This is a genomic window from Mobiluncus porci (assembly GCF_009695935.1).
In the GTDB taxonomy this organism is placed as follows: Bacteria; Actinomycetota; Actinomycetes; order Actinomycetales; family Actinomycetaceae; genus Mobiluncus; species Mobiluncus porci.
This window is the reverse complement of the sequence record NZ_VUMY01000016.1, coordinates 1-19,820: the sequence shown is the minus strand read 5'-3', so window position 1 is coordinate 19,820 and position 19,820 is coordinate 1. Positions and strand designations below refer to the sequence as shown.

Annotated in this window: 19 protein-coding genes, 1 tRNA gene and 2 pseudogenes; 9 read left to right on the top strand and 13 right to left on the bottom strand. The window is 55.8% G+C overall.

From position 1 onward, the window contains the following. Window positions 1-17: 17 nt before the first annotated feature. From cytX to FYJ63_RS08640, 3 genes are all read left to right on the top strand, one after another. Window positions 18-1,313 (top strand): putative hydroxymethylpyrimidine transporter CytX, encoded by a 1,296-nt coding sequence (gene cytX / locus FYJ63_RS08650; protein WP_154545783.1) that lies wholly within the window; start codon window positions 18-20, stop codon window positions 1,311-1,313. A 4-nt stretch (window positions 1,314-1,317) separates the two neighbouring features. Continuing rightward, window positions 1,318-1,971: an HAD family hydrolase gene (locus tag FYJ63_RS08645; RefSeq protein WP_154545781.1), complete on the top strand. Its 654-nt coding sequence runs from the start codon at window positions 1,318-1,320 to the stop codon at window positions 1,969-1,971. A gap of 147 nt (window positions 1,972-2,118) precedes the next feature. Beyond that, window positions 2,119-2,934, top strand: a complete 816-nt coding sequence (locus FYJ63_RS08640) for an alpha/beta hydrolase (RefSeq protein WP_154545779.1) — start codon at window positions 2,119-2,121, stop codon at window positions 2,932-2,934. 46 nt (window positions 2,935-2,980) lie between these two features. Here FYJ63_RS08640 and FYJ63_RS08635 read toward each other — a convergent pair whose 3' ends face one another. From FYJ63_RS08635 to FYJ63_RS08615, 6 genes and pseudogenes are all read right to left on the bottom strand, one after another. Continuing rightward, window positions 2,981-3,700 carry a Fic family protein gene (locus tag FYJ63_RS08635; protein ID WP_154545777.1) on the bottom strand — a complete coding sequence of 240 codons (720 nt, stop codon included), beginning with the start codon at window positions 3,698-3,700 and terminating at the stop codon, window positions 2,981-2,983. Window positions 3,701-3,919: 219 nt separating this feature from the next. Continuing rightward, complete coding sequence (locus FYJ63_RS11545; protein WP_277028059.1) at window positions 3,920-4,312, bottom strand: sensor histidine kinase; 393 nt, start codon at window positions 4,310-4,312, stop codon at window positions 3,920-3,922. 173 nt (window positions 4,313-4,485) lie between these two features. Continuing rightward, window positions 4,486-4,923: pseudogene (locus FYJ63_RS11540) on the bottom strand (histidine kinase dimerization/phospho-acceptor domain-containing protein); the annotation flags it as partial. 260 nt (window positions 4,924-5,183) lie between these two features. After that, a pseudogene (locus FYJ63_RS11235) lies at window positions 5,184-5,369 on the bottom strand (winged helix-turn-helix domain-containing protein); the annotation flags it as partial. A gap of 12 nt (window positions 5,370-5,381) precedes the next feature. Beyond that, the gene (locus tag FYJ63_RS08620; protein WP_229770090.1) at window positions 5,382-5,948 is read right to left on the bottom strand and encodes a response regulator; all 567 of its coding nucleotides are present in this window, start codon (window positions 5,946-5,948) and stop codon (window positions 5,382-5,384) included. Next, window positions 5,945-6,565 (bottom strand): DUF4126 domain-containing protein, encoded by a 621-nt coding sequence (locus FYJ63_RS08615; RefSeq protein ID WP_154545773.1) that lies wholly within the window; start codon window positions 6,563-6,565, stop codon window positions 5,945-5,947. Before FYJ63_RS08615 ends, FYJ63_RS08620 begins: the two co-directional genes overlap by 4 nt. 189 nt (window positions 6,566-6,754) lie before the next feature. Between FYJ63_RS08615 and FYJ63_RS08610 the strand changes: the two genes are divergently transcribed. Further along, window positions 6,755-8,851, top strand: coding sequence for a beta-glucosidase family protein (locus FYJ63_RS08610; RefSeq protein WP_229770089.1), 2,097 nt, complete (start codon window positions 6,755-6,757; stop codon window positions 8,849-8,851). Between the two features lie 202 nt (window positions 8,852-9,053). On the opposite strand, the gene FYJ63_RS08605 is transcribed toward FYJ63_RS08610, so the two are convergent. Continuing rightward, window positions 9,054-9,124, bottom strand: a tRNA-Gly gene (locus FYJ63_RS08605). 128 nt (window positions 9,125-9,252) lie between these two features. Between FYJ63_RS08605 and FYJ63_RS08600 the strand changes: the two genes are divergently transcribed. The 3 genes from FYJ63_RS08600 (at window position 9,253) to FYJ63_RS08590 (ending at window position 11,655) form a co-directional block, all read left to right on the top strand. Next, window positions 9,253-9,831: an FKBP-type peptidyl-prolyl cis-trans isomerase gene (locus tag FYJ63_RS08600; protein WP_154545771.1), complete on the top strand. Its 579-nt coding sequence runs from the start codon at window positions 9,253-9,255 to the stop codon at window positions 9,829-9,831. 99 nt (window positions 9,832-9,930) lie between these two features. Then, complete coding sequence (dcd, locus tag FYJ63_RS08595) at window positions 9,931-10,602, top strand: dCTP deaminase (RefSeq protein WP_287847917.1); 672 nt, start codon at window positions 9,931-9,933, stop codon at window positions 10,600-10,602. 21 nt (window positions 10,603-10,623) lie between these two features. Beyond that, the gene (locus tag FYJ63_RS08590) at window positions 10,624-11,655 is read left to right on the top strand and encodes a hypothetical protein (RefSeq protein ID WP_154545769.1); all 1,032 of its coding nucleotides are present in this window, start codon (window positions 10,624-10,626) and stop codon (window positions 11,653-11,655) included. 25 nt (window positions 11,656-11,680) lie between these two features. On the opposite strand, the gene FYJ63_RS08585 is transcribed toward FYJ63_RS08590, so the two are convergent. From FYJ63_RS08585 to FYJ63_RS08575, 3 genes are read right to left on the bottom strand one after another with little or no spacing between them, the layout of a single operon-like run. Then, a complete protein-coding gene (locus tag FYJ63_RS08585; protein WP_154545767.1) occupies window positions 11,681-11,938 on the bottom strand; it encodes a DUF4235 domain-containing protein in 258 nt (85 codons plus the stop codon). Between the two features lie 38 nt (window positions 11,939-11,976). Beyond that, a complete protein-coding gene (locus FYJ63_RS08580) occupies window positions 11,977-13,350 on the bottom strand; it encodes a DUF4921 family protein (RefSeq protein ID WP_154545765.1) in 1,374 nt (457 codons plus the stop codon). 45 nt (window positions 13,351-13,395) lie between these two features. Beyond that, a complete protein-coding gene (locus FYJ63_RS08575; RefSeq protein ID WP_154545763.1) occupies window positions 13,396-13,806 on the bottom strand; it encodes an ACT domain-containing protein in 411 nt (136 codons plus the stop codon). Between the two features lie 189 nt (window positions 13,807-13,995). On the opposite strand from FYJ63_RS08575, the gene FYJ63_RS08570 reads away from it, so the two are divergent. Both FYJ63_RS08570 and FYJ63_RS08565 read left to right on the top strand, forming a co-directional pair. Then, complete coding sequence (locus FYJ63_RS08570) at window positions 13,996-15,741, top strand: ABC transporter ATP-binding protein (RefSeq protein WP_195839372.1); 1,746 nt, start codon at window positions 13,996-13,998, stop codon at window positions 15,739-15,741. After that, window positions 15,741-17,588 (top strand): ABC transporter ATP-binding protein, encoded by a 1,848-nt coding sequence (locus tag FYJ63_RS08565; protein ID WP_154545761.1) that lies wholly within the window; start codon window positions 15,741-15,743, stop codon window positions 17,586-17,588. The genes FYJ63_RS08570 and FYJ63_RS08565 overlap by 1 nt, the downstream gene beginning before the upstream one ends. Here FYJ63_RS08565 and FYJ63_RS08560 read toward each other — a convergent pair. From FYJ63_RS08560 to FYJ63_RS08550, 3 genes are all read right to left on the bottom strand, one after another. Then, complete coding sequence (locus FYJ63_RS08560) at window positions 17,585-18,547, bottom strand: amidohydrolase family protein (protein WP_154545759.1); 963 nt, start codon at window positions 18,545-18,547, stop codon at window positions 17,585-17,587. The two genes, FYJ63_RS08565 and FYJ63_RS08560, sit on opposite strands and share 4 nt — an antisense overlap. A gap of 367 nt (window positions 18,548-18,914) precedes the next feature. Next, entirely contained in the window at window positions 18,915-19,544 is a 630-nt protein-coding gene (locus FYJ63_RS08555) for a type IIL restriction-modification enzyme MmeI (protein ID WP_338106899.1), read from the bottom strand. Next, window positions 19,541-19,820, bottom strand: a 280-nt coding sequence (locus FYJ63_RS08550) for an integrase core domain-containing protein (RefSeq protein ID WP_154545755.1), incomplete at its 5' end; no start/stop codon positions are given. The genes FYJ63_RS08550 and FYJ63_RS08555, both read right to left, overlap by 4 nt.

Sequence of the window (19,820 nt, the reverse complement as noted above, 5' to 3'; positions counted from 1 at the left end):
TCTTGGAGAGGAAACTAATGACTGACACACTGCTGGCTTCTGAAACAGAAACCGCAACCACCACCCAATCTGTACCTGCTGGTACAAAACGCGCGAACCTGCTGGAAAACGGGCTAATTTGGTTCGGTGCCGGACTTTCGGTGGCAGAAATCCTGACCGGTACCTACTTTGCACCGTTGGGTTTCACCAACGGACTGCTCGCCATTTTGCTCGGGCACCTCATCGGTTGCACCTTTCTCTTCCTGGCCGGATATATTGGCGGGAAAACGCGTAAAAGCGCCATGAACACCACTAAAATCTCCTTTGGTTCCAAGGGTGCTTGGCTCTTTGCGGGACTCAATGTCTTGCAGCTCTTGGGGTGGACTTCCATCATGATTTACGATGCCGTTTTGGCCGCTAACGGCATCTTTGCGCTGGGGAACTGGGCGTGGGTACTGATTATCGGGGCGTTCATTGCCCCGTGGATAGGCATCGGAGTGACGAGGCTCGGTCCAGTGAACATTGTCGCGATGGCAGGCCTCTTTATCCTCACGGTAATTCTTTCCGTGGGAGTGTTTTCAGGGGGAATTCCCGTTGGCGTAAGCCCGGAGGCCATGAGTTTCGGGGCGGCCTTGGAATTGTCAATTGCGATGCCTTTGTCCTGGCTACCGTTGATTTCGGACTATACTCGCGAGACGGCACGTCCGGTTGCGGCCACCGCGGTCAGCACGGTCGTCTATGGACTGGTCAGCATGTGGATGTATGTGATTGGCCTTGCCGCCGCCATCTTTGCTGGCACATCCGATATCGCGCAGATGATGTTGAAAGCGGGGCTCGGAGTTGCGGCGTTGCTGATTATTGTGTTCTCCACGGTAACTACCACCTTCCTTTATGCCTGGTCAGCAGGGATTTCCAGCGTCGCTATCGTCCCGAAGCTCAATGGGAAATATGTCGCACTTGGAGCCACCGCTCTTGGAACCGCGGCCGCAATGGCTTTCAACATGGATAACATCACCCCGTTCCTGTATCTCATCGGCTCGGTGTTTGCCCCGATGATCGCCATCCTGATTGTGGACTTCTTTATTTTGAAGCGCGACTACTCCAAGCAGTCTTTCGACTGGGTAAACCTCTTGATATGGGTGGCCGGCTTCATTATCTATCGGCTCTTGATGAACGTGGACTTCATCCTCGGCAACACCCTTCCGGATATGGTCATCACGATGGGGATTGCGATATTGATTGGGCAATTGCGGGAGAGACTTGGTGACTCCGCCAAGAAGGCGACGCCGGAACGCGAGGAGACGACGGCATTAAGTTCGGAGGCGGTATCCTGAAGACATGATTAAAGGCGCGATTTTTGATGTTGATGGAACCCTGCTTGACACCATGCCGATTTGGCGCGGTGCGGCGGCAAAATTCCTCGGACACTACGGGGTGAGAGCCGATGAAAATCTGGGAGATGAGTTTTTCGAGCTAACCCTTGAGGAATCCGCCCATCTCATCCGGGGACGTTTTGGTCTGGATCTGAGTGTGGCCGAGGTTGTTCATGGGATAAAGGACACGGTTTACACCGATTATCGCGAGGAAGTCGGTCTCAAACCCGGCGTTCGCGAGTTTCTGGAGGCCTTGGGGGTGCGAGAAGTTCCCATGACCTTGGTCAGTTCCGGTTCGGAGCTGCTGATTCGCGCCGCCTTTGAACGCCTCGGAATCATGCAGTATTTTCAAGAGGTTTTCGCTTCTACAGAAACCGGTTTGCACAAGCGCGAACCCACGATGATTCTGCAGGCCGCCGAGTCGATGGGGTCTGAACCTGGGGAAACCTGGGTATTCGAAGACGCGCTTTATGCAGTGAGAGTTGCCAATGAAGCAGGATTTCACTCCATTGCTTTGCGAGACGAAGCCAGCCTGGGGGAGCGCACGGAACTCGAGGCAGAGGCGGAGGAATACTGGGAGGTATTTCCTCCAAACGTGCCTGAGTCTTGGTTGCTATAAACGTTCAAAACCTTTACCGACCGGTAGGGCTTGGTAAATTGCCTGGTAGGGTCGTTTTGAACTCTTTTTAGGGGTCTAAAAAATGTGACTAAGTGGGGGCAGGACGTTTCAAAGGGGCATAGACTGAAAAGTGTCGAGAGGAGTTTCATGAGTATTACAACGACTAAAGATGTGATTTTCGATTCAGAAAACGGGCTGAGCTTGGATATCTACGAGCCCGACGGTGGGGAAGTGTCGAAGCGCGCGGCGATTATCCTGGTCCACGGCGGCGGCTGGTTCGGTGGAGACAAGAGCGCGGACGCCGATATTGCGACTTGGTTCGCAGAAAACGGCTACCTGGTGGCAGTGCCGAATTATCGGCTCAACGACGTTGCAAAGTTCCCCGCCGCCTACAACGACGTGTTTTCTGCTTACGAATGGTTGCAGGCCAGCGACCTGGCCTTCGACCACGAGCGTATTGGCGCTTACGGCTACTCAGTCGGCGGAACCATGGCGGTAGAGCTCGCAAACAAGTTCGGAATTCCCACCGCTTCTGTTTCTGGCATCTTCAACATTGACGGCTGGATGCATGCGCACGGCAAGACGAAGCCGATGGCACCGCCGGAGATAAAGGCTGCCACTCCGGAGCGCTTTGGGGACGCCGGCCCGATTGGCCCAGTCAACGAGTTCTTCGTGTGGTTCGTCACGAGCTTCTTTGACCAAGACGACCCGCATTTGACCGATCGTTACAAAGAGGGTTCACCTTTGCACCACGTGAGCGTAAAATCTGGTCCGATGTTCCTTGCGAATGCCTTGAACGAACTGGTGCCGGCCAAGGAGGCTTTGGACTTTTCCGCCGCACTCGTCCAAGCCGGTGTCCCCGTCACCACCCGTTTCGTGGATGAAAACCACCACGCCAAGGCCTATTGGAGAGAGGTCCAGGACGACGTGCTCGCCTTCTTCGCGCGGTACCTCAAAGCGTAGTAGTTAGCGATTTACTGACCGTCGGGGAAGACCCCGGCGGTCAGTTTTATCCCATGGATTCAGTAAGAATTTCGCGGCGAGCCTCGAGCTCCGCCTCGACATTTTCGGTAAGGATTGCAATGAAATCCGCGCCGTTTCCGGTTGTTTGCCAGGCGGCCAGCGTTTCCAGGTAAGCCAGACGGTTGTTGGACTTCAACGCCACCGCAGGTAGACCAGCCTTGAGTAGCATCAGGTTCAACACGGTTCGACCGACCCGCCCGTTACCGTCCAGGAACGGGTGAACCATCTCGAACATGGCGTGAAAAGCCGCTGCCGACACCAAAGGATGCTGGGAGGAAGCGGCAAACTGTTCTAAAAGCAGTTCTATGTCCGGCGCAATTTCAATCGGTGGGGGAGGGCGGAACGGGGCACCGACAATTCGCTCCGCAGCAACGCGATAGGTGCCGCGCACTCGCGGTTGGGCATCAAGGGCGGTGCGCTCGTGAATGTCCTTGATGAACTCCGCATCAATCCGGCGCCCCTTTGCCATCTCTCGTCGTGCCCAGTCATAGCCTTCCGCGACCCCGCGAACGGCAAACATATCGGACAATTCTTTGTTATCGGCGGGTACAAACTCGCCTTCAAGCACGAGTTGAGTTTGCAGCGCATCCAAGGTTGAGCCTTCAATGGCGGCGCTGTGGCAGGCCAGTCGATTCAAGAAGTCGGCCTCAAAACTTTCCAGGGAATCCGTCCGTTTTCGTCCGCATCCTTCGTGAGTCCGTGCCAAACTGCGGCCGCGGCTTCCAAGGGCAAGGCCTGGCTCTGGGCGACCGTGCGAGGAGCGATGGTAACTTGCCTTGCGGCCGAGATGGGGACGGAACCTGCGATTGGCAGATGCCTTGCGACACCAATGGCGATGGGGTTTGCGACGGGCCGATTGATGAAAACCAGAACGGGGTGTGTGACCGAATGGAACAACTCCAATCAACAGGTCAGACACCTGGCGCTATCCGCGGGGGTATGGGGCCGCGCTGTGCAAGAGGACAGTAAAAGTAGCGCCCTGACCTGCCCCCGCGGAAGCGGCAGTAACCCGCCCGCCGTGGGCTTCCACCAGGCTTTTGGTAATGGTCAATCCGATGCCGGAGCCGGGCTGGTCATGGGTAGCAGCGCCGCGGAAAAAGCGTTGAAACACGCGGGAAAGTTCTGTACTGCTCAGTCCAATACCGGTGTCGGTGACACTGACGGAGACCCAGCGGTTACCGGGAGTGACCGAGGAAGCACTTGCTGAAAGAGAATCTGTACCGTCCGTTCCAGTAGGTGGGGGAGCTGCTGTCGTCTTGACTGTGACAGTCCCTCCCTCGGGGTAGCGCGAAGCGCATTGTTCAACAGGTTTGAAAATACCTGAACGAGGCGTTTCTCGTCTGCGTTCAGGGTCGTTCGAGGTGCTTCATCCTCAACCCTGAGGTCTATCCCTTTCGCTTTAACGGCTTCGCGAAAACGCTCCACGGATTCTTTCACAATTCGCGAGATTTCCACGGGCTTACAATCCAAATCCCAGCGGCCCTCTTCCGAACGCGACAGCATACTGAAATCTTGGGACAAGTCTTGGAGGCGTGCAATTTCAGCTTGCATGGTAGCAATCCGCTCCGCATCAAGGGAAAACACCCCGTCTTGGATTCCCTCCAGATTTCCCTCTAAAACGGTCAACGGAGTGCGCATTTCATGGGCAACTTCGCTCAACAGTTGCGTGCGACGCTGCTCAGTTTGTGCCAAGGCCGCTCCCAAGCCGTTAATGTCCGCTGCCAGTTTGGCGAGTTCCGGTTCGCGAGGCGGACTGATGTGTTCTTGGTATTGACCGGCGGCTAAAAGGCGCGTGGTGCGCGACAGGCTCCGAAAAGAGCACAACAATTGACGCACCGCCAGGAGGCTCAGCAACAGAGCGACCCCCACGGCCAGTACTAGGCCCCAGATGAGACCATTGTTGATGGCCGAGGTAAAAGCGGCTCCCATACTTTGCGGAGCCGGTCCGAGTGGTCCGACTTGTCCAACAGAACCGCCTTCTTCGAGCATCGCCCGCCTGCCGCGTCCCATCCCCGACATGTGGGTCATCCGCGCGAATAGCTGTGGGGAGAGCGCTTTCACCATAAGAAAGCTGGCGCCGATGGCAACCACCGCCACGGCGAGGTGAGAGATCACCAGCTTAGTGGAAAGACGCAGGTGACTCGGTTTTAGGTTTTCCGCGGAGTCGGTTCCAGTGACTGTCGTGTCATTCATGAGGCCTCCCGAAAAGGCAGGAATTTATAGCCCACCCCGCGCATAGTGCCGATAACCGTGGGGTTCGCGGCATCATCACCAAGATGTTTTCGCAGGTTACGGATTTGAGTGTCAACTACTCGTTCATCAAGAGCATAGTCGTAGCCCCACACTTTTTTCAGGAGCTGCTCGCGCGACAAGACGTATCCCGGGTTTTAGCTCAGGGCCCACAACAGGTCGAATTCCAGAGCGCTGAGTGATATCGGATCTCCGTGACGAGTCACTTCGCGAGTGAGGGAATTAATCGTGATACCACCGAAAATCGCGGTTTCAGAACTTGTCGAATCGAGCGACTTTACAGGCGTGGTAGGAGATGCTTTGGTTTCACCAGCGTCGGTATCGGGGATGGGCGTTGCTGACATGGAACGACGTCGTAACAAGGCCTGAATCCGAGCCATAACTTCCCGCGCTGAAAAAGGTTTCGTCACATAATCATCTGCCCCGGAACTCAATCCCACCAAGCGATCCACTTCCTCGCTACGAGCCGAAATAACGATGATGAAGGCATCGGAAAATATGCGTATCTGGCGCATGACTTCCAGGCCGTCGAGGTCGGGAAGGCCCAAATCCAGCAACATGACGTCCGGAGTGCTCTCACGGGCTATCGCCACCGCAGAGTTTCCGGCACCAGTTTCGAGGATGTCAAAGTGGTCTCGTTCCAGATAGCTTTTGAGAATATTTCGAATCTGGGAGTTATCTTCCACGGGTAAAACCGTGGTCATTGCGGGTCTGCCTCAGCTACTTCGGAGTCTTTGGCGCCGCGACGAGTTGCTAGGGCGGAAGTCTTTCGGATTAGAACGAACAAAATTCCACCGAGGATAATCAGAAAGGCAATCACAAGAACCGGAAGGAAAACCGCGCTGAGCGACATGGCCACCGAAAAGGTGTCTTCTCCGGCGGAGGCTACGGGGGCGGCAAAACCAGCGGTTGTCGTGTTTAAAACCGGACGGCTGACCGCTTTTCCGCTATGGACGATTAGCGCCACGACTACTCCGAGGATGATTCCGATCCACGTGTTTTCCGTCATGAAGGTAGAGTTTTCCTCGAAGCTTTGCGCCGCGGAAGTCGCTGCAAAAATCAGGCCTCCGGAGAGGGGACGAATCACGGTTCCTACTGCATCATTTAGGGTATCGACCGCAGGCACCTTGTCGAGAAAAATCTCCGCCAGCAGCAGCACAGCGGCAATGCCGATAGCCCAGGGAGACTCAATCCAGACGTATTCAGAGGGAAGATTAATGACATCGGTGAATCGCGCCACCAAAGCCACGACAAGGAAAGGAATATAGGCGTTCAGTCCAGCGGCTGCGGAAAGTCCCAGACCGGTGAGCGTGGCTAGCATAAAGCCAGTTTATCGCAGTGTTGAAAGATTTACGTTTTTAGACAGTTTTCTAGCAGGTCTGACAGCTTTGGCAACTTATTGCAACCTCACCCGATATTGCCAACATGACCGTAGTATGAACGGTATCGCTCACATTTTTCAACGATGAAGAAAGCAGGTTTCGGGATGAATTCGGAAAACCGTCCGTGGATGGATGAAACTTTAAGTGACGAAGAGCGCGCGAAGCTCCTCGTCGCTAACATGACCCTGGAGCAGAAGATAGCCCAGCTTCACGGCGGGATGGAAACCATCAATATCTACGATTTGTCGAACAATGTTTCGAGTGAAGAAGAGATGGAGCAATTGAGCGCCCAAGTCCAGATTGAGCGCCACGTCCCGGAAATTCCCGAACTCGGCATCCCGCGTTTCCGGATCACCAACGGGCCGGTCGGTGTGGGCATGGGCGATGGGCATCCCTCTCCGCCGGCAACTGCTTTGCCAATGACCATCGGGGTGGCGGCCTCTTTCGATCCGGAGCTTGCCTATGAATACGGCGATGTGATTGGAACTGAAACCGCCGACCTTGGTCAACACGTTTTGGAGGGCCCCGGGGTATGTCTCCATCGCACGGTGACCGCGGGTCGAAACTTTGAATACTTTTCCGAAGATCCCTACCTGTCCGGCGTGATGGGCGTGGAAGTCACCAAGGCCATCCAGAGCCACGACATTATCGCGATGGGAAAGCACTATGTTGTCAATGACCAGGAATTCGAGCGTTTCCGGACAAACGTCGACGTGGATGAACACGTCTTGCGGGAGCTCTATTTGCTGCCTTTCGAGATGCTCGTGAAAGACGGCGAAATTGCGTCCATCATGTCGGCCTATAACCGCGTGCGCGGCGACTATGCCACGGAAAACCGCTACATTTTGAACGATGTCTTGCGTCGAGATTGGGGATTCAAAGGCTATGTCCAGTCCGACTTCTGGTCGACGCGCTCCGCAGCCGCGTCTATTAACGCCGGTCTCGACCACGAAATGCCCGATGCCAAGTGGCTCAATGAGGAAAACGTCAAAGCAGCATTGGAAGATACCTCTCTTGAGATTGAACTCATCGATCGCGCGCTGGTGCGCCGCTACACCCAAATGTTCCGCTTCCATCATTTCGACACGGTCTATAACCCGCGCGAGATTGATGCCAGGGGTAACGGCGCGATTGCGCGCCGGATTGGCGCCGATATGGCGGTGCTTTTGAAGAATGAGACGGGGCTCTTACCCTTGAAGCCGGAAGGCAGGATTTTGATTGTCGGTCAGTCGAAATTCGCGGAATTCGCTTGCCAGGGAGGCGGCGGTTCTTCAAAGGTAGACCCGCTCTATACCGTTGACCCGGAGCCGGGACTGCGCGATGTGGTCTCCGAGCTGGGCGGTGGTGCCGAGGTTACGTCATTCATTGTTTCCAAGGACTTGAGCAATCTTGATGACGCCGTAGCGGCCGCGAGACAGGCCGACGTGGTCTTGGTGATGGCTGGACTGATTGCAACGGAAGGGGTTGATAACGAGAGTATGTTGATGCCAAACCACCAAAACGAGATGGTTGCGAAACTCCTTCCCGCGAACGAGAAGACCGTGGTGATTTTGAAGTCCTCCGCGCCAACGGTGATGCCGTGGATTGAGGATGCTTCCACAATTTTGGAGGTCTGGAACCAGGGCGTTGAAGACGGCCACGTGGTTGGTGACCTCATCTTTGGTACGGTAAACCCCTCCGGTAAAGCGCCCACCACCTATCCCCAGACGGAACGAGACTGGATTGGCCACGACCATCCGGAACGCTATCCCGGGGTTAACCTTGGCGAGGGCTATAACACCATCACCTATTCCGAGGGTCTAGAGATGGGCTACCGCTGGTTCCAAGCCAATGAAGTCAAGCCGGCCTTCGTCTTCGGCTACGGCCTTTCCTACACGACGTTTGAGCTGTCTGATGTGGCGGTTGAGGGCTCGCGGGCCGGAGTGAAGGTTTCTGGCAAAGTGACCAACACCGGCGACGTGGTCGGTAAAGAAGTGATTCAGGTCTATCTGGGAGTACCTTCCGAGGGGCAACCGCCAAAACGCCTCGTGGCTTTCCAAAAGATCGAGGTGGACCCGGGTGAGACCGTGGACTTCCAGGTCGAGATTGACGCCTCCGCGACGAGCCACCCGCTTGGTGTGTGGAGTTACACCGAGCGCGACTTCGTGGTGCCGGAAGGGGAATTCAAGGTCTATGTCGGGACTTCCTCGGAAGATGACTCCAACGTGTTCAGCTTCACTGTGTGATTCGCGGGGCTAGCGGATTCGACCCCGCCTGTATCTTGAGATTTGAGCGGGCGACGGGAATCATTTTTTTCGAAAGGAACTTCGCCTAAAACGGCCAATCGTGGCCGTTTTTTACGGCTTCGTACTGTCACTCGGCGGCTCATACTCGCTTTGCTCGTTGCCGCCGAGCCTCTAAAGGCGGGTTCGATTCCCGCCACCGCAGAGCGGGCGACGGGAATCGAACCCGCCTTTACAGCTTGGGAAGCTGTCGTTCTACCGATGAACTACGCCCGCGTTGTGACTACGCCCGACGAGGCGTAAAAACGCCTTACCAGTATCTCACAGTGTCTGGAGACTTACCAAAACTTGGAAACCATCAGACCCGGGCTGGCGATAACGGCAGTCTGGGTTAGGCTAGAGAGATGAACGCAAAGATTTTCATGAAGATTCTACCCCTGACAATCGCTGCCTGTTTGGCGCTTACTGCCTGCGCGTCTACTGCCACTCCGGGAGAAGACACCAGCGGAAAGGACACGACTATGACCCCCGAGACCTCAGTTCCTTCCTCGACACCCGAGGCGAAAGTAGCCTCTGGGGACATACCGGAGGTTGTCGGAACGGGCGCGGATACTATGCTAGCCTTCCCGAAAGACATGGAGGCTCCTGCTGAGCTCAAAGTCTGGCCTGTTGAGGAAGGCACCGGTGCGGTCGTAAAGGAAACCGACATGGTTCTGGCCAACTATGTTGGTCAAGTGTGGGGCCAAGGTGTGGCTTTCGATTCCTCTTTTGCTCGCGGTGGGGCGATTTCCTTTCCGCTTAGCGGGGTTATCGACGGGTGGCGCGAGGGTCTTGCCGGTCAAAAAGTTGGGGCAAAAGTCATCTTGAGTATCCCCTCTGAGCTCGGTTACGGTCCGTCTGGCGGGAAGCCGCAGGCCGGTATTGGCCCGAATGACACGTTGGCCTTTTACGTTGAAATCGTTGATGCCACTCCTGCGGCTTAGTCAACAGTTCCCCTTTGAAACAATGGGGGCGTGCTTTTCCGTTTTATGAAACGAAAGGGTACGCCCCCATCGTTTCAAGAAACCCGATAGCATGGGAGCGTGTTAATTTCTGACCGCGATATTCGCGCTCTCGTCGCAGAGGGACGCGTGAAACTTGATCCCTGGGATCCCGCCATGGTCCAGCCCGCCTCCATAGATGTGCGACTCGACAGGTACTTTCGTTTTTTTGACAACCACAAGTACGGCATCATTGATCCCTCAAAAGAACAGCCGGATCTCACCCGACTCGTGGACGCCGGAGATAAGCCACTGATTCTCCACCCGGGCGAGTTCGTTCTGGGTTCCACCTATGAACATGTTTCGTTGCCCGAAGACGTGGCGGCTCGCCTCGAGGGCAAATCCTCTTTGGGACGTCTCGGATTGTTGACCCACTCCACCGCGGGATTCATTGATCCGGGCTTCACCGGTCACATCACCCTGGAGCTCTCCAACACGGCAACCATGCCGATTGCGCTATATCCCGGGATGAAAATTGGACAACTGTGTTTCTTCCGCATGTCTTCCCCCTCGGAAGCTCCTTACGGTTCTGGAGCCAACGGCTCGCGCTACCAGGGACAACGCGGCCCCACTGCCTCTCGGTCATACCTGAACTTCAGTTGTGTCGAGATTCCCGCCGGTCGTGGTATCGTTGCCGAACCAGCAGAAACCTCCCTGTCGAAAACGCCGGCCACGACGGCGTCACCGACCACGCCAGCGACACCGGCAAAATAGGTGCAGCAAAGGAAGAAAACCATGCTTTCCCCCGCTTCCGGACACGATCAGCTTGACCTTGAGGCCGCCACCCCGTTTCATCTCCTGGCGGTGGGAGACGATGTTGAACCCGAGGAAATCGACATTCTTGCCGCTCAGATTTGGCCGCAAAGTACTCGTCTCGGTGAGGGTCTCTTGGAGCTAACCACCGATGCTTTCCTGACGGGGCCTTGGGATTTGACTCCGGAGGCCATTGTCGGGCTGGGGCTGCCGCTGAACCTGAAGTTCGCCTATCTCATTTCGGTTCCAGCGCTGCGGGGCAATCCGGTTCCCCAGTGGCTGTGGAACCGTGATCCGCTGTGGGATGCGTTTCGAGAGGGTGGACCGGAAGGCCTGGAACTGGAGGTTTTAACCGCCGTGCGGCGCATCGCGCGGCGACTGGCCGGTGCTCTACGGTTTTCCACCGGCCCGGTGATTGTTCCGGATCCGGATTCAGCAGTAGGGATGCGGGTTTTGTCCGAGGTCTGGCTGGATCCGGCGGCCTGCCTCAAGGTAGTGCAAGAAGTGCTGCCGATTGCGAAACTCGTGAGTGGAAATGAGCCTGACATGAAACGTCTCTCGGGGCGGGAGCGTACCCTTGCGACTCCGGAGGAACGAGCCAACTATGATCCCGATGGTTTGCGGGCGCGGGCGCAGGCGGGGGTTAGCGCCGATGAACGGGCGTGGCTGCACGCGGAGGCGGAGGCTTTTGATGAAGCCGCAATGTCGATGCCCGCCATTATGGATTCCTATGCGATAGGTGCGGACGTGACGCAAATGTCCTCGGTTCATATCGTGGTCCAAGGAGAGACCGCGGTCCCTCCCGCTTTAGGACACCGCGAAGACGGGTACGTGAGCTATGAACTGAAGTGGATTGCGCCGGATATTGCTCTGACAGAGATGAATAAACCGCGGCGCGCTTATCGACTGGATCGATTGACTGTGATTGATGCCATCGAGGGGGTAGCCAAAGCGCTAGCAGAGGCGACTGACGGGGTCATAGTGGACGCCGACGAATTCGTGGTGTCCCTCTAGTCAAAAACGAGTTTTTGGTTCGCCCTCAAACCTCGGTCGGAGCGGGGTGTTTCTTTCCGTACCACTTCGAAGCAGTTTTGACGGTGAAGCGCTTGGTGAAGGTCAAGAGAACCCCGGAAAGAACCGTGAACACCAGTAGTTCCGCGATTCCAACTTCCAGGTCATCGTCCTTCGGCGGGTTGCTGCCAGTCGCGAGTTTCCACCCGATTTTCACAATATTGTCGCTGAGCAGTCCCGCAACCGCGAGCGCTCCCAGATCCACTACTTTCCAACCGATATCCATAGTTCCTCCTTTTGTCTCCATCGTATTATTTCCCGACCCTAATGGGAGCGAAATTCCGCCACACGAGACGAGAAATCTCCGAGCGGGTTATCCGGAAGTCGGTACTCGTTGCCAATCTCGAGAGACTCGGCAATCAAGCCCTGTTCCCGAAGTTGTAACAGTCGTTCCACTATTTCGTCGCGCAGGGTCCACGGATCGACCGAATTGAGATAAATTCTGGTCGCGCCTTCAAAACCGGCGATAGTGGAGGTGCGTCGTTTCAACAAAATCCTAAACCGCATCGGCACCTCGAGATCTACCGGCCGGTGATACCACTCCTCATTGGTGGGAGTATCCGGCCCCAAAGCGCAATGCAGGGCGTGCAAAACATCCGAAATCCCGTCAACCTGTTCGCGAGAATATTCCCACGGCAAGAGGGCTGGACCCAAAGCCCACACCGCGAGAGTCGGATAGCGGTGGCCAAAGTCCGCGAAACCGATAGCGTGTTCATTTCCGAGAACCGCCATCTGCCGGTGAGCGGCATAGTGGAGGATTTGGTCGTAGATGAGGGGATTCGCGGCGACTCGCTGGGATTCCTGTTCAATCTGGACCCCGTATTCATCAACGGCTACCAACTGTTTGTGCAGGTGGTCAAAGGACGCCCCGGCCGGTTTCAGCCAGTTTTGGAAGGCCGTGACGTATTTCACCGCCGGATTCAAACCGTAGAGATCTTCCATCGCAGCAATGGTGTAGCCGGTGTAGGCGCGATGCTCTGCCACACTGAGAGTCCCGGCAGAGGCATTTTGGGTGTCCTTGGTGGCGCCGTCGATATAGTGGCGTTTTGCCACAATCACATCGTGCCCGCCGGCAAAAAGTCCGGTGGCGTATTGCACCAGTTTCTCATCTGGAAGGTCGTTCGGGTCTCCCTCGCCGGAAGCCTGCAAGCGCATTTTTACAACGTGCAGCACGTGGTCGTAACCTTCCGGAGTGGCGAGGTAGGCCGCCATCCGGCGGTTCTGTTCCTCACTGGGATAGTGGTTGTGGTTCAGATGCCAGTAGTCGTAGGACACGATTTCGTAAAGGTTAGGAATCCGGCGAAATTCAGCCACCATGTCGTGCATGGACTTTGCTGGCAGCCCCTCGATCTTGTGGAAATGACCGTCCACTCCCTTCACGAGGCGGGATTTTTCCGGCGGAGTATCGCTGTAACGATTGGTACAAAAAGCGCATGTGTCGGTGAAATCTTCGGGCTTGAGATCGCGCCCGGGAATCTCGTGGCCATCGTCGCGGTGAGAGCTGGGGCGTTTGGCGCGACCCGGGACGGTCCAAACCTGGGTTCCGGTCAAGGGGTTGCGCTGCTTGATGGTGCCGTCAGTCAGTCGGTCTAGGGGGTCAGGGTCAAGGGCTAATTCGGCGCGCAAATTCGCATTCATCAGTAAGTTTCTCTCACAATCGTCAACAAGGGCTGGGGAAGGATTTCAAATATGGAGCCAAGCCTTGGCTTGACCGGAGATGTCATCTAAGAGCTCTTTCGCCTCGGTGGCACGCTCGCTGGGAACAAAAACGTGGGTGTGGTAAATCCCCGAGAAGATATTGGCGGGAATGGATCTCGAGGAAAGGACTTGAGAGATTCCCGAGTTGAGGCCCACCACGTCAAGAGATCCCGGAGCTGACAAAGTGATGATGGTGTAGGGATCGCTCAAGTCCACCCCCAGCTTCTTAGCATCATCCAAGCTTAGAGCCACGGTTACGCCTTCTTGTTCCTGGATGAGCGCCATCGGTTCGACCTCTTTGGGAAGGGAGGGGAGGGAGGCAAATATGTAGGTGCCGCCGATTTTGGGGTCGATTTTCGCTAGCATCTGTTCGTAAGTAACCGGATTATCGCTCATTAAGTTCCTTTGAATCTCTGTCGTAACGTCATAGGCACAACTTTCGTATTCTAGCAAATCTCTAGCCGCGCCTAAATTGTAGCTATGTTCTTTGCCCCAGCCTCTCCGCAAGGAGGCGAAAATATCCTGCACACAGATTAAATATGTGATAGATAACTAAGGTCAAACTTTGCCAGATGGGAGGACATTATGCTGTTTGAACTGTGGCGAAAACACATGCCCGGGCGTTGGATCCTCCTCGCGGTGCTGGTGATCTCCCAGGTAGTAGACACATTAATGAGCCTGTGGCTGCCCACTTTGAATGCCCAGATAATAAACCTGGGGGTGATTCCCGGAGATGTTCCCCTGATTTGGAGGCTTGGGGGGCTGATGCTTTTGATAACGGTGGCGCAATCGGTTGCCATGATACTGTCTGGCTATCTGGCAGGTCGCATTGCCATGTGGATCGGGAAAGATATTCGCCAGCAGGTTTATGAGCACGTTCTCGGCTTTGGTTCCTCCGAAATGCGCCGTTTCAGTCCGGCTTCCCTCATCACTCGGGCCACCAACGATGTCAACCAGGTCCAAAACGTCATCTTCATGACTTTCATCATCATGATTCAAGCCCCGATTCTCGGAATCGGCGCCCTCGTGATGGCAATCTCCTTGGATGCACCCTTGTCCATGCTGTTCCTGGTGGCCGTGCCGGTTCTGGCGCTGGTAGTGGGGCTCATCATGCGCGCCATGTCGCCCTTGTTCAAAGAGCAACAAGAGCGTATCGATGAGGTTGCCGGTCGGATTCGCACCGCCCTTTCGGGGGTGCGGATGGTGCGCGCCTTTGGACGCAAAGGCTTCATGGAGAGTCGCTTCGAGCAAAGCAACCAGGATTTGAAGACGGTGGCACTGCGCGTGACGAACCTGTTTGCCCTGATGATGCCGGCTATTCAGCTCATAGTGGCGGCCTCATCCGTGGCGGTGGTGTGGCTGGGAGCCTGGAGGTATCTCGAAGGCGGGATGCCGATCGGAAATATCGTGGCTTTCTTGACCTATCTCATGCAGATTCTTGGCGCCGTCATGATGGCTTCCTTCATGTTCGTGATGGTGCCGCGCGCGGAAGTCAGTGCGAAGCGTCTCCAAGAGGTCATCAAAACGATTCCGGAAGTGAAGTCGCCTGACAAGCCGAAACCGCTTCCCGAAGGTCCTTTGACCATCACCTTCGACAACGTCACGATGCAATTTGAGGGCGCTAGCCGTCCCCTGCTGGCAGAGATGAATTTCACGATTGAACCGGGGAAAGTAACAGCGGTGATAGGTTCTACCGGAACCGGAAAGACGACCCTGTTACGCCTTCTGGCGCGTTCCTTGGATCCGAGTTCCGGCCGTGTCCTTGTCAACGGCGTGAATCTGCGGGAGCTAAGCCTCGAGGAGTGGCATTCGCGGCACGCGGTAGTGGAACAAACTACTTACTTGTTTTCAGGCACAATAGCCACCACAGTTTCGGGACTAGAAACCGAAGCCATCACTCCCGAGATTCGCGCCCAGATTGAGTCGGCGCTCAAATCCGCCCAAGCATGGGAGTTTGTGTCGGCTCTCGAGGAAGGAATGGACGCGGAAGTCAATGAGGGAGGCAAGAATTTCTCCGGAGGGCAGCGCCAGCGTCTCGCGGTGGCCCGCGCGCTGTTTCGCCGCGCGCCCTTGCTGGTTTTGGACGATCCGTTTTCTGCTTTGGACTTTGCCACCGAGGCACAACTGCGCGGGGAGTTTGAGCGTCTCGGCGAAGGAGTGACGCAAGTCTTGGTGGCGCAGCGAGTGGCTTCGGTGCGCCACGCCGATCAGGTGATAGTCCTTGACGGGGGGCAGGTTGTGGGTATTGGCACCCACGAGACCTTGTTGGAGAAGTGCGAGACTTACCAAGAAATTGTGAAATCGCAGTTAACTCTTGAGGAGGTGCTGTAATGCCTCCAAGACGTGGTGGTTCCAGACACGGACGCGGTATGGGGGGAAACCCGAGTGAAAAACCGCAAAACGCGCGTCTCGCGTGGCGGCGACTCTTGAAAGAGCTGCGCCCCTACGGGTGGTGGCTCTTGCTGGAATTTGTCGCCACGGCACTCGGGACGGTCGCGTCTGTTGCAGTTCCCGCTCTGCTCGGTTTGGCCACCGACACCATTATCAACCGCGATTTTGACCAGCTGGTACAATATTTGATTTTGGCTCTGGTACTGTCGGTCATCTCTGCCGGTTTGCTCTACTTGGCTAACAGAGTGAACCGTCTGGTGGTGCAGCGTTTGGCTTTCAAACTGCGGGGAGATGCGAGTTCGAAAATCAATCGTCTGTCGGTGTCGTATGTGGAGTCCAACGATGTGGGGGACTTGGTGTCACGCACCACGAACGATGTGGACAACATCACCCAGACCCTCCAGATGGCTATCGGGAGGGCCCTGGAATCTCTGTTCACCGTGAGTGCCGTCCTCGTCATGATGTTTCTCATCTCGCCTTGGCTGGCCTTGATTACCCTCGTGGTGGTGCCATTTTCCGCAGTGGGGGCAACGCTAATCATGCGACGCTCGCAGCCGTATTTCCGTAAACAATGGGACAAAACCGGCGTGGTTTCGACCTTGGTGGAAGAATCTTTCTCCGGACAACAGATCCTCTCTCTTCACGGGATGACCAAGGGGTATGCCAAAAAATTCGAGGCGGAAAACGAGGAATTCACCCAAGCCAGTTTCAAAGCCCAGTTCATCTCGATGCTCATGCGTCCGATGCTGATGCTGTTGACGAACCTGTCTTATGTGGTCATTGCTGTGGTCGGGGCGCTTTTCGTCTTGAACGGCACCATGACCATCGGGGCGGTCCAGGCGTTTATCCAATACTCCCGCAACTTCTCCAACCCCCTAGCAGCAGTGATGCAGATTCTGAATCTCATGCAAAGCGCCTTAGCCAGCGCGGAACGACTGTTCCAGTTTGTGGATGAAACGGATTCTCCCATTGAGACTGACGGAGGAGAGACCTTTAATTGTGGACCGAATGGTACAGAAGAGGGTTCTCCTGTTGATTGCTCGGGTGCGTTAGCGCAAGGAACCATCAAGTTCGAGGACGTAACCTTCTCCTACGTTCCAGGAAAACCGGTTATCAAACACCTGAATTTGACCGTCAATCGCGGAGATTCGGTGGCGATTGTGGGACCAACCGGCGCGGGGAAAACCACTTTGGTGAACCTGTTGGAACGCTACGTGGACCCAGACTCAGGAAGAATCACCATCGGCGGGCTTGATATTCGTCGGATTCCCATCGAGATACTTCGCGGAGAGATTGGCATGGTCGCCCAGGATCCCTGGCTGTTTGAAGGCACGATTGCGGAGAATATTTCCTTCGGAGAGACTTCCGCGGATTCTTCGGCAGTAAGGGAAGCGGCGAGACACTCCAACCTCGAGCCCCTGGTGGAGGCGCTTCCCGAAGGCTTCGCAACCGAAGTCGATAACGAGTCCGGCTCCTTGAGCGCCGGAGAGAAACAACTTCTCACGATTGCGCGCGCTTTTTATGCGCGCCGCCCGCTAATGATCCTCGACGAAGCGACTTCGGCAGTTGACACCCGAACCGAAGTTTTGGTCGCGAAAGCGCTGAACCGTTTGGGGCGCGGGCGGACAACGTTTACTATCGCCCACCGGCTTTCTACGATTCGTGGGGCGGATGTCATTCTTGTGATGGAAAACGGGGAACTCGTGGAGTCCGGCACTCACGAGTCGCTTTTGGCCGCGAAAGGCGCCTACTATCGCCTCTATTCTAGCCAGTTCAAAAATGGCTAGTCGAGGCGGTAGAGCCTCGCGGCATTGTCGGAAAGTACCTTGTTGATTGTTGCCTTGTCGACGCCCGAGTTGCGGATGTAGTCGAAGGCGCGGACGTATTTGTCGTCCTGGAAATAGGGATAATCCGAGCCACCCATGATGTGGTCGGGATTATAGGTTTCCAGCGCCATCCGTAGAGACGGGGCATAGAAGTTCGCCGCATCGAACCAGAGGTTTTTCAAGGTTTCGCGCGGTGAATGCGCGAAGGATCCCCAGTCGTCGTAGTTATCCTCAAGACGCTGGGAGAGGAAGGCGAGGTCTCCACCGAGGTGGGCAATGTGGAAGCGGATATTCGGGAAACGATGGGGGTAATCGGCTTTCAGCAGTTCCAAAGTCGCAATGGCATCCTCCATCGGGGCGCCGTTAACCCAGGTTAGACCGTGGTCGATCATGGTTTGACACCCCGCGCAATGCCCTGCCGGATGGATGTAGACAATCGCCCCCCGCCGATTCAGCTCCTCGAAAACCGGCTCATACGCGGGGTCGGTCAAAGCGCCATCAGCGCCCACAAAGGTGTTAATCGCGACGCCAAAGAACTTCAAATCATCGAGCACGTAAGCGATCTCGGTCAGGGACTCTTCTACAAAGGGTAGCGGAATCGCGCCGTAAGCGCGGAAGCGGTCGGGGTGGGTAGAAACCGCCGCGGCATAGATGTCATTAATCATCCGCGCAGCCTTTGCGGCATTCTCGGCGGAAACTGCGCCGGGAGCGCTTCCCATCGGCAGTTGCGGGGTTGCGGAAAGCACCTGGAGGTCAACTCCGGCATCATCCATCATCTGGAATCGAGCCCGGAGGTCAGCCTCGGAATCATCGGCGCGAAGATTTCGGGCAATCTTTGTTGAAGCCGGATCTATGCCGATAGACTCCAAAAAGTCCAGGTAGCGAGCAGGATAGAGATGAGCGTGAGTATCAATAACCATGACCCGATTTTATGCCCGCACTCGATCTTAAGCCACCGGACAGTCTCCGGGGTGATTCTGCGTAGTCACTGGGGGTCGAACCTCATCAGCGTAACCGGCGGGGTCGAACCTCTCTGGCGTAGTGACCGGAGGGAACGGAACCAGAAGGGTTTGACCCCCCGGCGTAGCCGTTTTAACCAATCCCGCTACGCCACTAGTGACGGGTCTTGCTGGCAACGTTTCACTACGCCATCAATCCCCGTCCCCCGTGGCTCCGTTCCTACCCCGTAGCTCCGCGCGCACCTGGTTCTAACCCGGGAGAATTTGGCCCGCACTGCCACTATTTCCAGTGCGGGAGATATCTTCCTGGGTTTGGTTCCAAGAATCTTCACGGGTTGCACGCTGTAGCGGAGTGATATAGCCCGAAGAGGTGTTGGAGGCGGTCGGTTTCGGTTGGGTTCTTGGCGGTCGGTCCAAAAGCAGCATCAACGACATGGTCGAGGTTCGCGTGGGCTTTGAGTAGTTCCGGACTCATTGCCAGCGGATTGTACAGGTCAGCAAGTGATTCTTCGGATTGTAGGTTTCGCGCCGCCAGCACCCCCTCGCCGGCTTGGATAATCGCCTCACGCTCGGCGGCACTGATTTCAGGCAGCGGGAAGTTATTCCACACGACCGTATTGGAAAACCGCAGGTCGGACTTGAGTCGCCCGCCGATAGTGCGCTGCCAGGCAATAAACATCGACGAAGAAATCAGCCCAAACAAGAACCCGTCCTCCTCCGGGGCTGCAAAGTTCGCGTCGCCACAGATGACATCGGCGCTGTAACGTTGTGCGGTGAAGAACAGCCGGTTTTCTGAAACGTGGCGGGGAATGCACAGATAAGGCACTTCCGGTTGCCGGCGTTCCCCAAACAAATACGGCGTGGTGGCGAGTTTTTGGGTGGGAATCTTTTTAGAGGCCAGCCTAAATTCTTTGCACGCACTTACTTGAAGCGTACTGGGTTTTGTTCCGCTTCTTATACGGGGGTCATTTCGTTGGCCCGGGTGTGATTATACATATTGATGATCTCGGCTGGTGTTCGGTATTCGAGTGCTTCGTGGAGGCGCTCGTTGTTCCACCAGTGGACCCAGTTCAATGTAGCGAACTCGACCTCGGTCAGTGAGGCCCGGGGCTGGGAATAGATCAGCTCGGTCTTATATAGCCCGTTCACTGTTTCTGCGAGGGCGTTATCGTAGGAATCACCCACGCTCCCGGTAGAGGGCTTGATCCCGTAATCAGCGAGTTTCTCGTTATAC

Coding starts and splice junctions, on each gene's coding strand:
- FYJ63_RS08645 (WP_154545781.1), top strand. CDS start 1,318: ATGATTAAAGGCGCGATTTTTGATGTTGATGGAACCCTGCTTGACACC.
- FYJ63_RS08620 (WP_229770090.1), bottom strand. CDS start 5,948: ATGACCACGGTTTTACCCGTGGAAGATAACTCCCAGATTCGAAATATT.
- FYJ63_RS08580 (WP_154545765.1), bottom strand. CDS start 13,350: ATGAATGCGAATTTGCGCGCCGAATTAGCCCTTGACCCTGACCCCCTA.
- FYJ63_RS08600 (WP_154545771.1), top strand. CDS start 9,253: ATGAACGCAAAGATTTTCATGAAGATTCTACCCCTGACAATCGCTGCC.
- FYJ63_RS08610 (WP_229770089.1), top strand. CDS start 6,755: ATGGATGAAACTTTAAGTGACGAAGAGCGCGCGAAGCTCCTCGTCGCT.
- FYJ63_RS08590 (WP_154545769.1), top strand. CDS start 10,624: ATGCTTTCCCCCGCTTCCGGACACGATCAGCTTGACCTTGAGGCCGCC.
- FYJ63_RS08585 (WP_154545767.1), bottom strand. CDS start 11,938: ATGGATATCGGTTGGAAAGTAGTGGATCTGGGAGCGCTCGCGGTTGCG.
- FYJ63_RS08570 (WP_195839372.1), top strand. CDS start 13,996: ATGCTGTTTGAACTGTGGCGAAAACACATGCCCGGGCGTTGGATCCTC.
- FYJ63_RS08565 (WP_154545761.1), top strand. CDS start 15,741: ATGCCTCCAAGACGTGGTGGTTCCAGACACGGACGCGGTATGGGGGGA.
- cytX (WP_154545783.1), top strand. CDS start 18: ATGACTGACACACTGCTGGCTTCTGAAACAGAAACCGCAACCACCACC.
- FYJ63_RS08560 (WP_154545759.1), bottom strand. CDS start 18,547: ATGGTTATTGATACTCACGCTCATCTCTATCCTGCTCGCTACCTGGAC.
- FYJ63_RS08640 (WP_154545779.1), top strand. CDS start 2,119: ATGAGTATTACAACGACTAAAGATGTGATTTTCGATTCAGAAAACGGG.
- FYJ63_RS08575 (WP_154545763.1), bottom strand. CDS start 13,806: ATGAGCGATAATCCGGTTACTTACGAACAGATGCTAGCGAAAATCGAC.
- FYJ63_RS08615 (WP_154545773.1), bottom strand. CDS start 6,565: ATGCTAGCCACGCTCACCGGTCTGGGACTTTCCGCAGCCGCTGGACTG.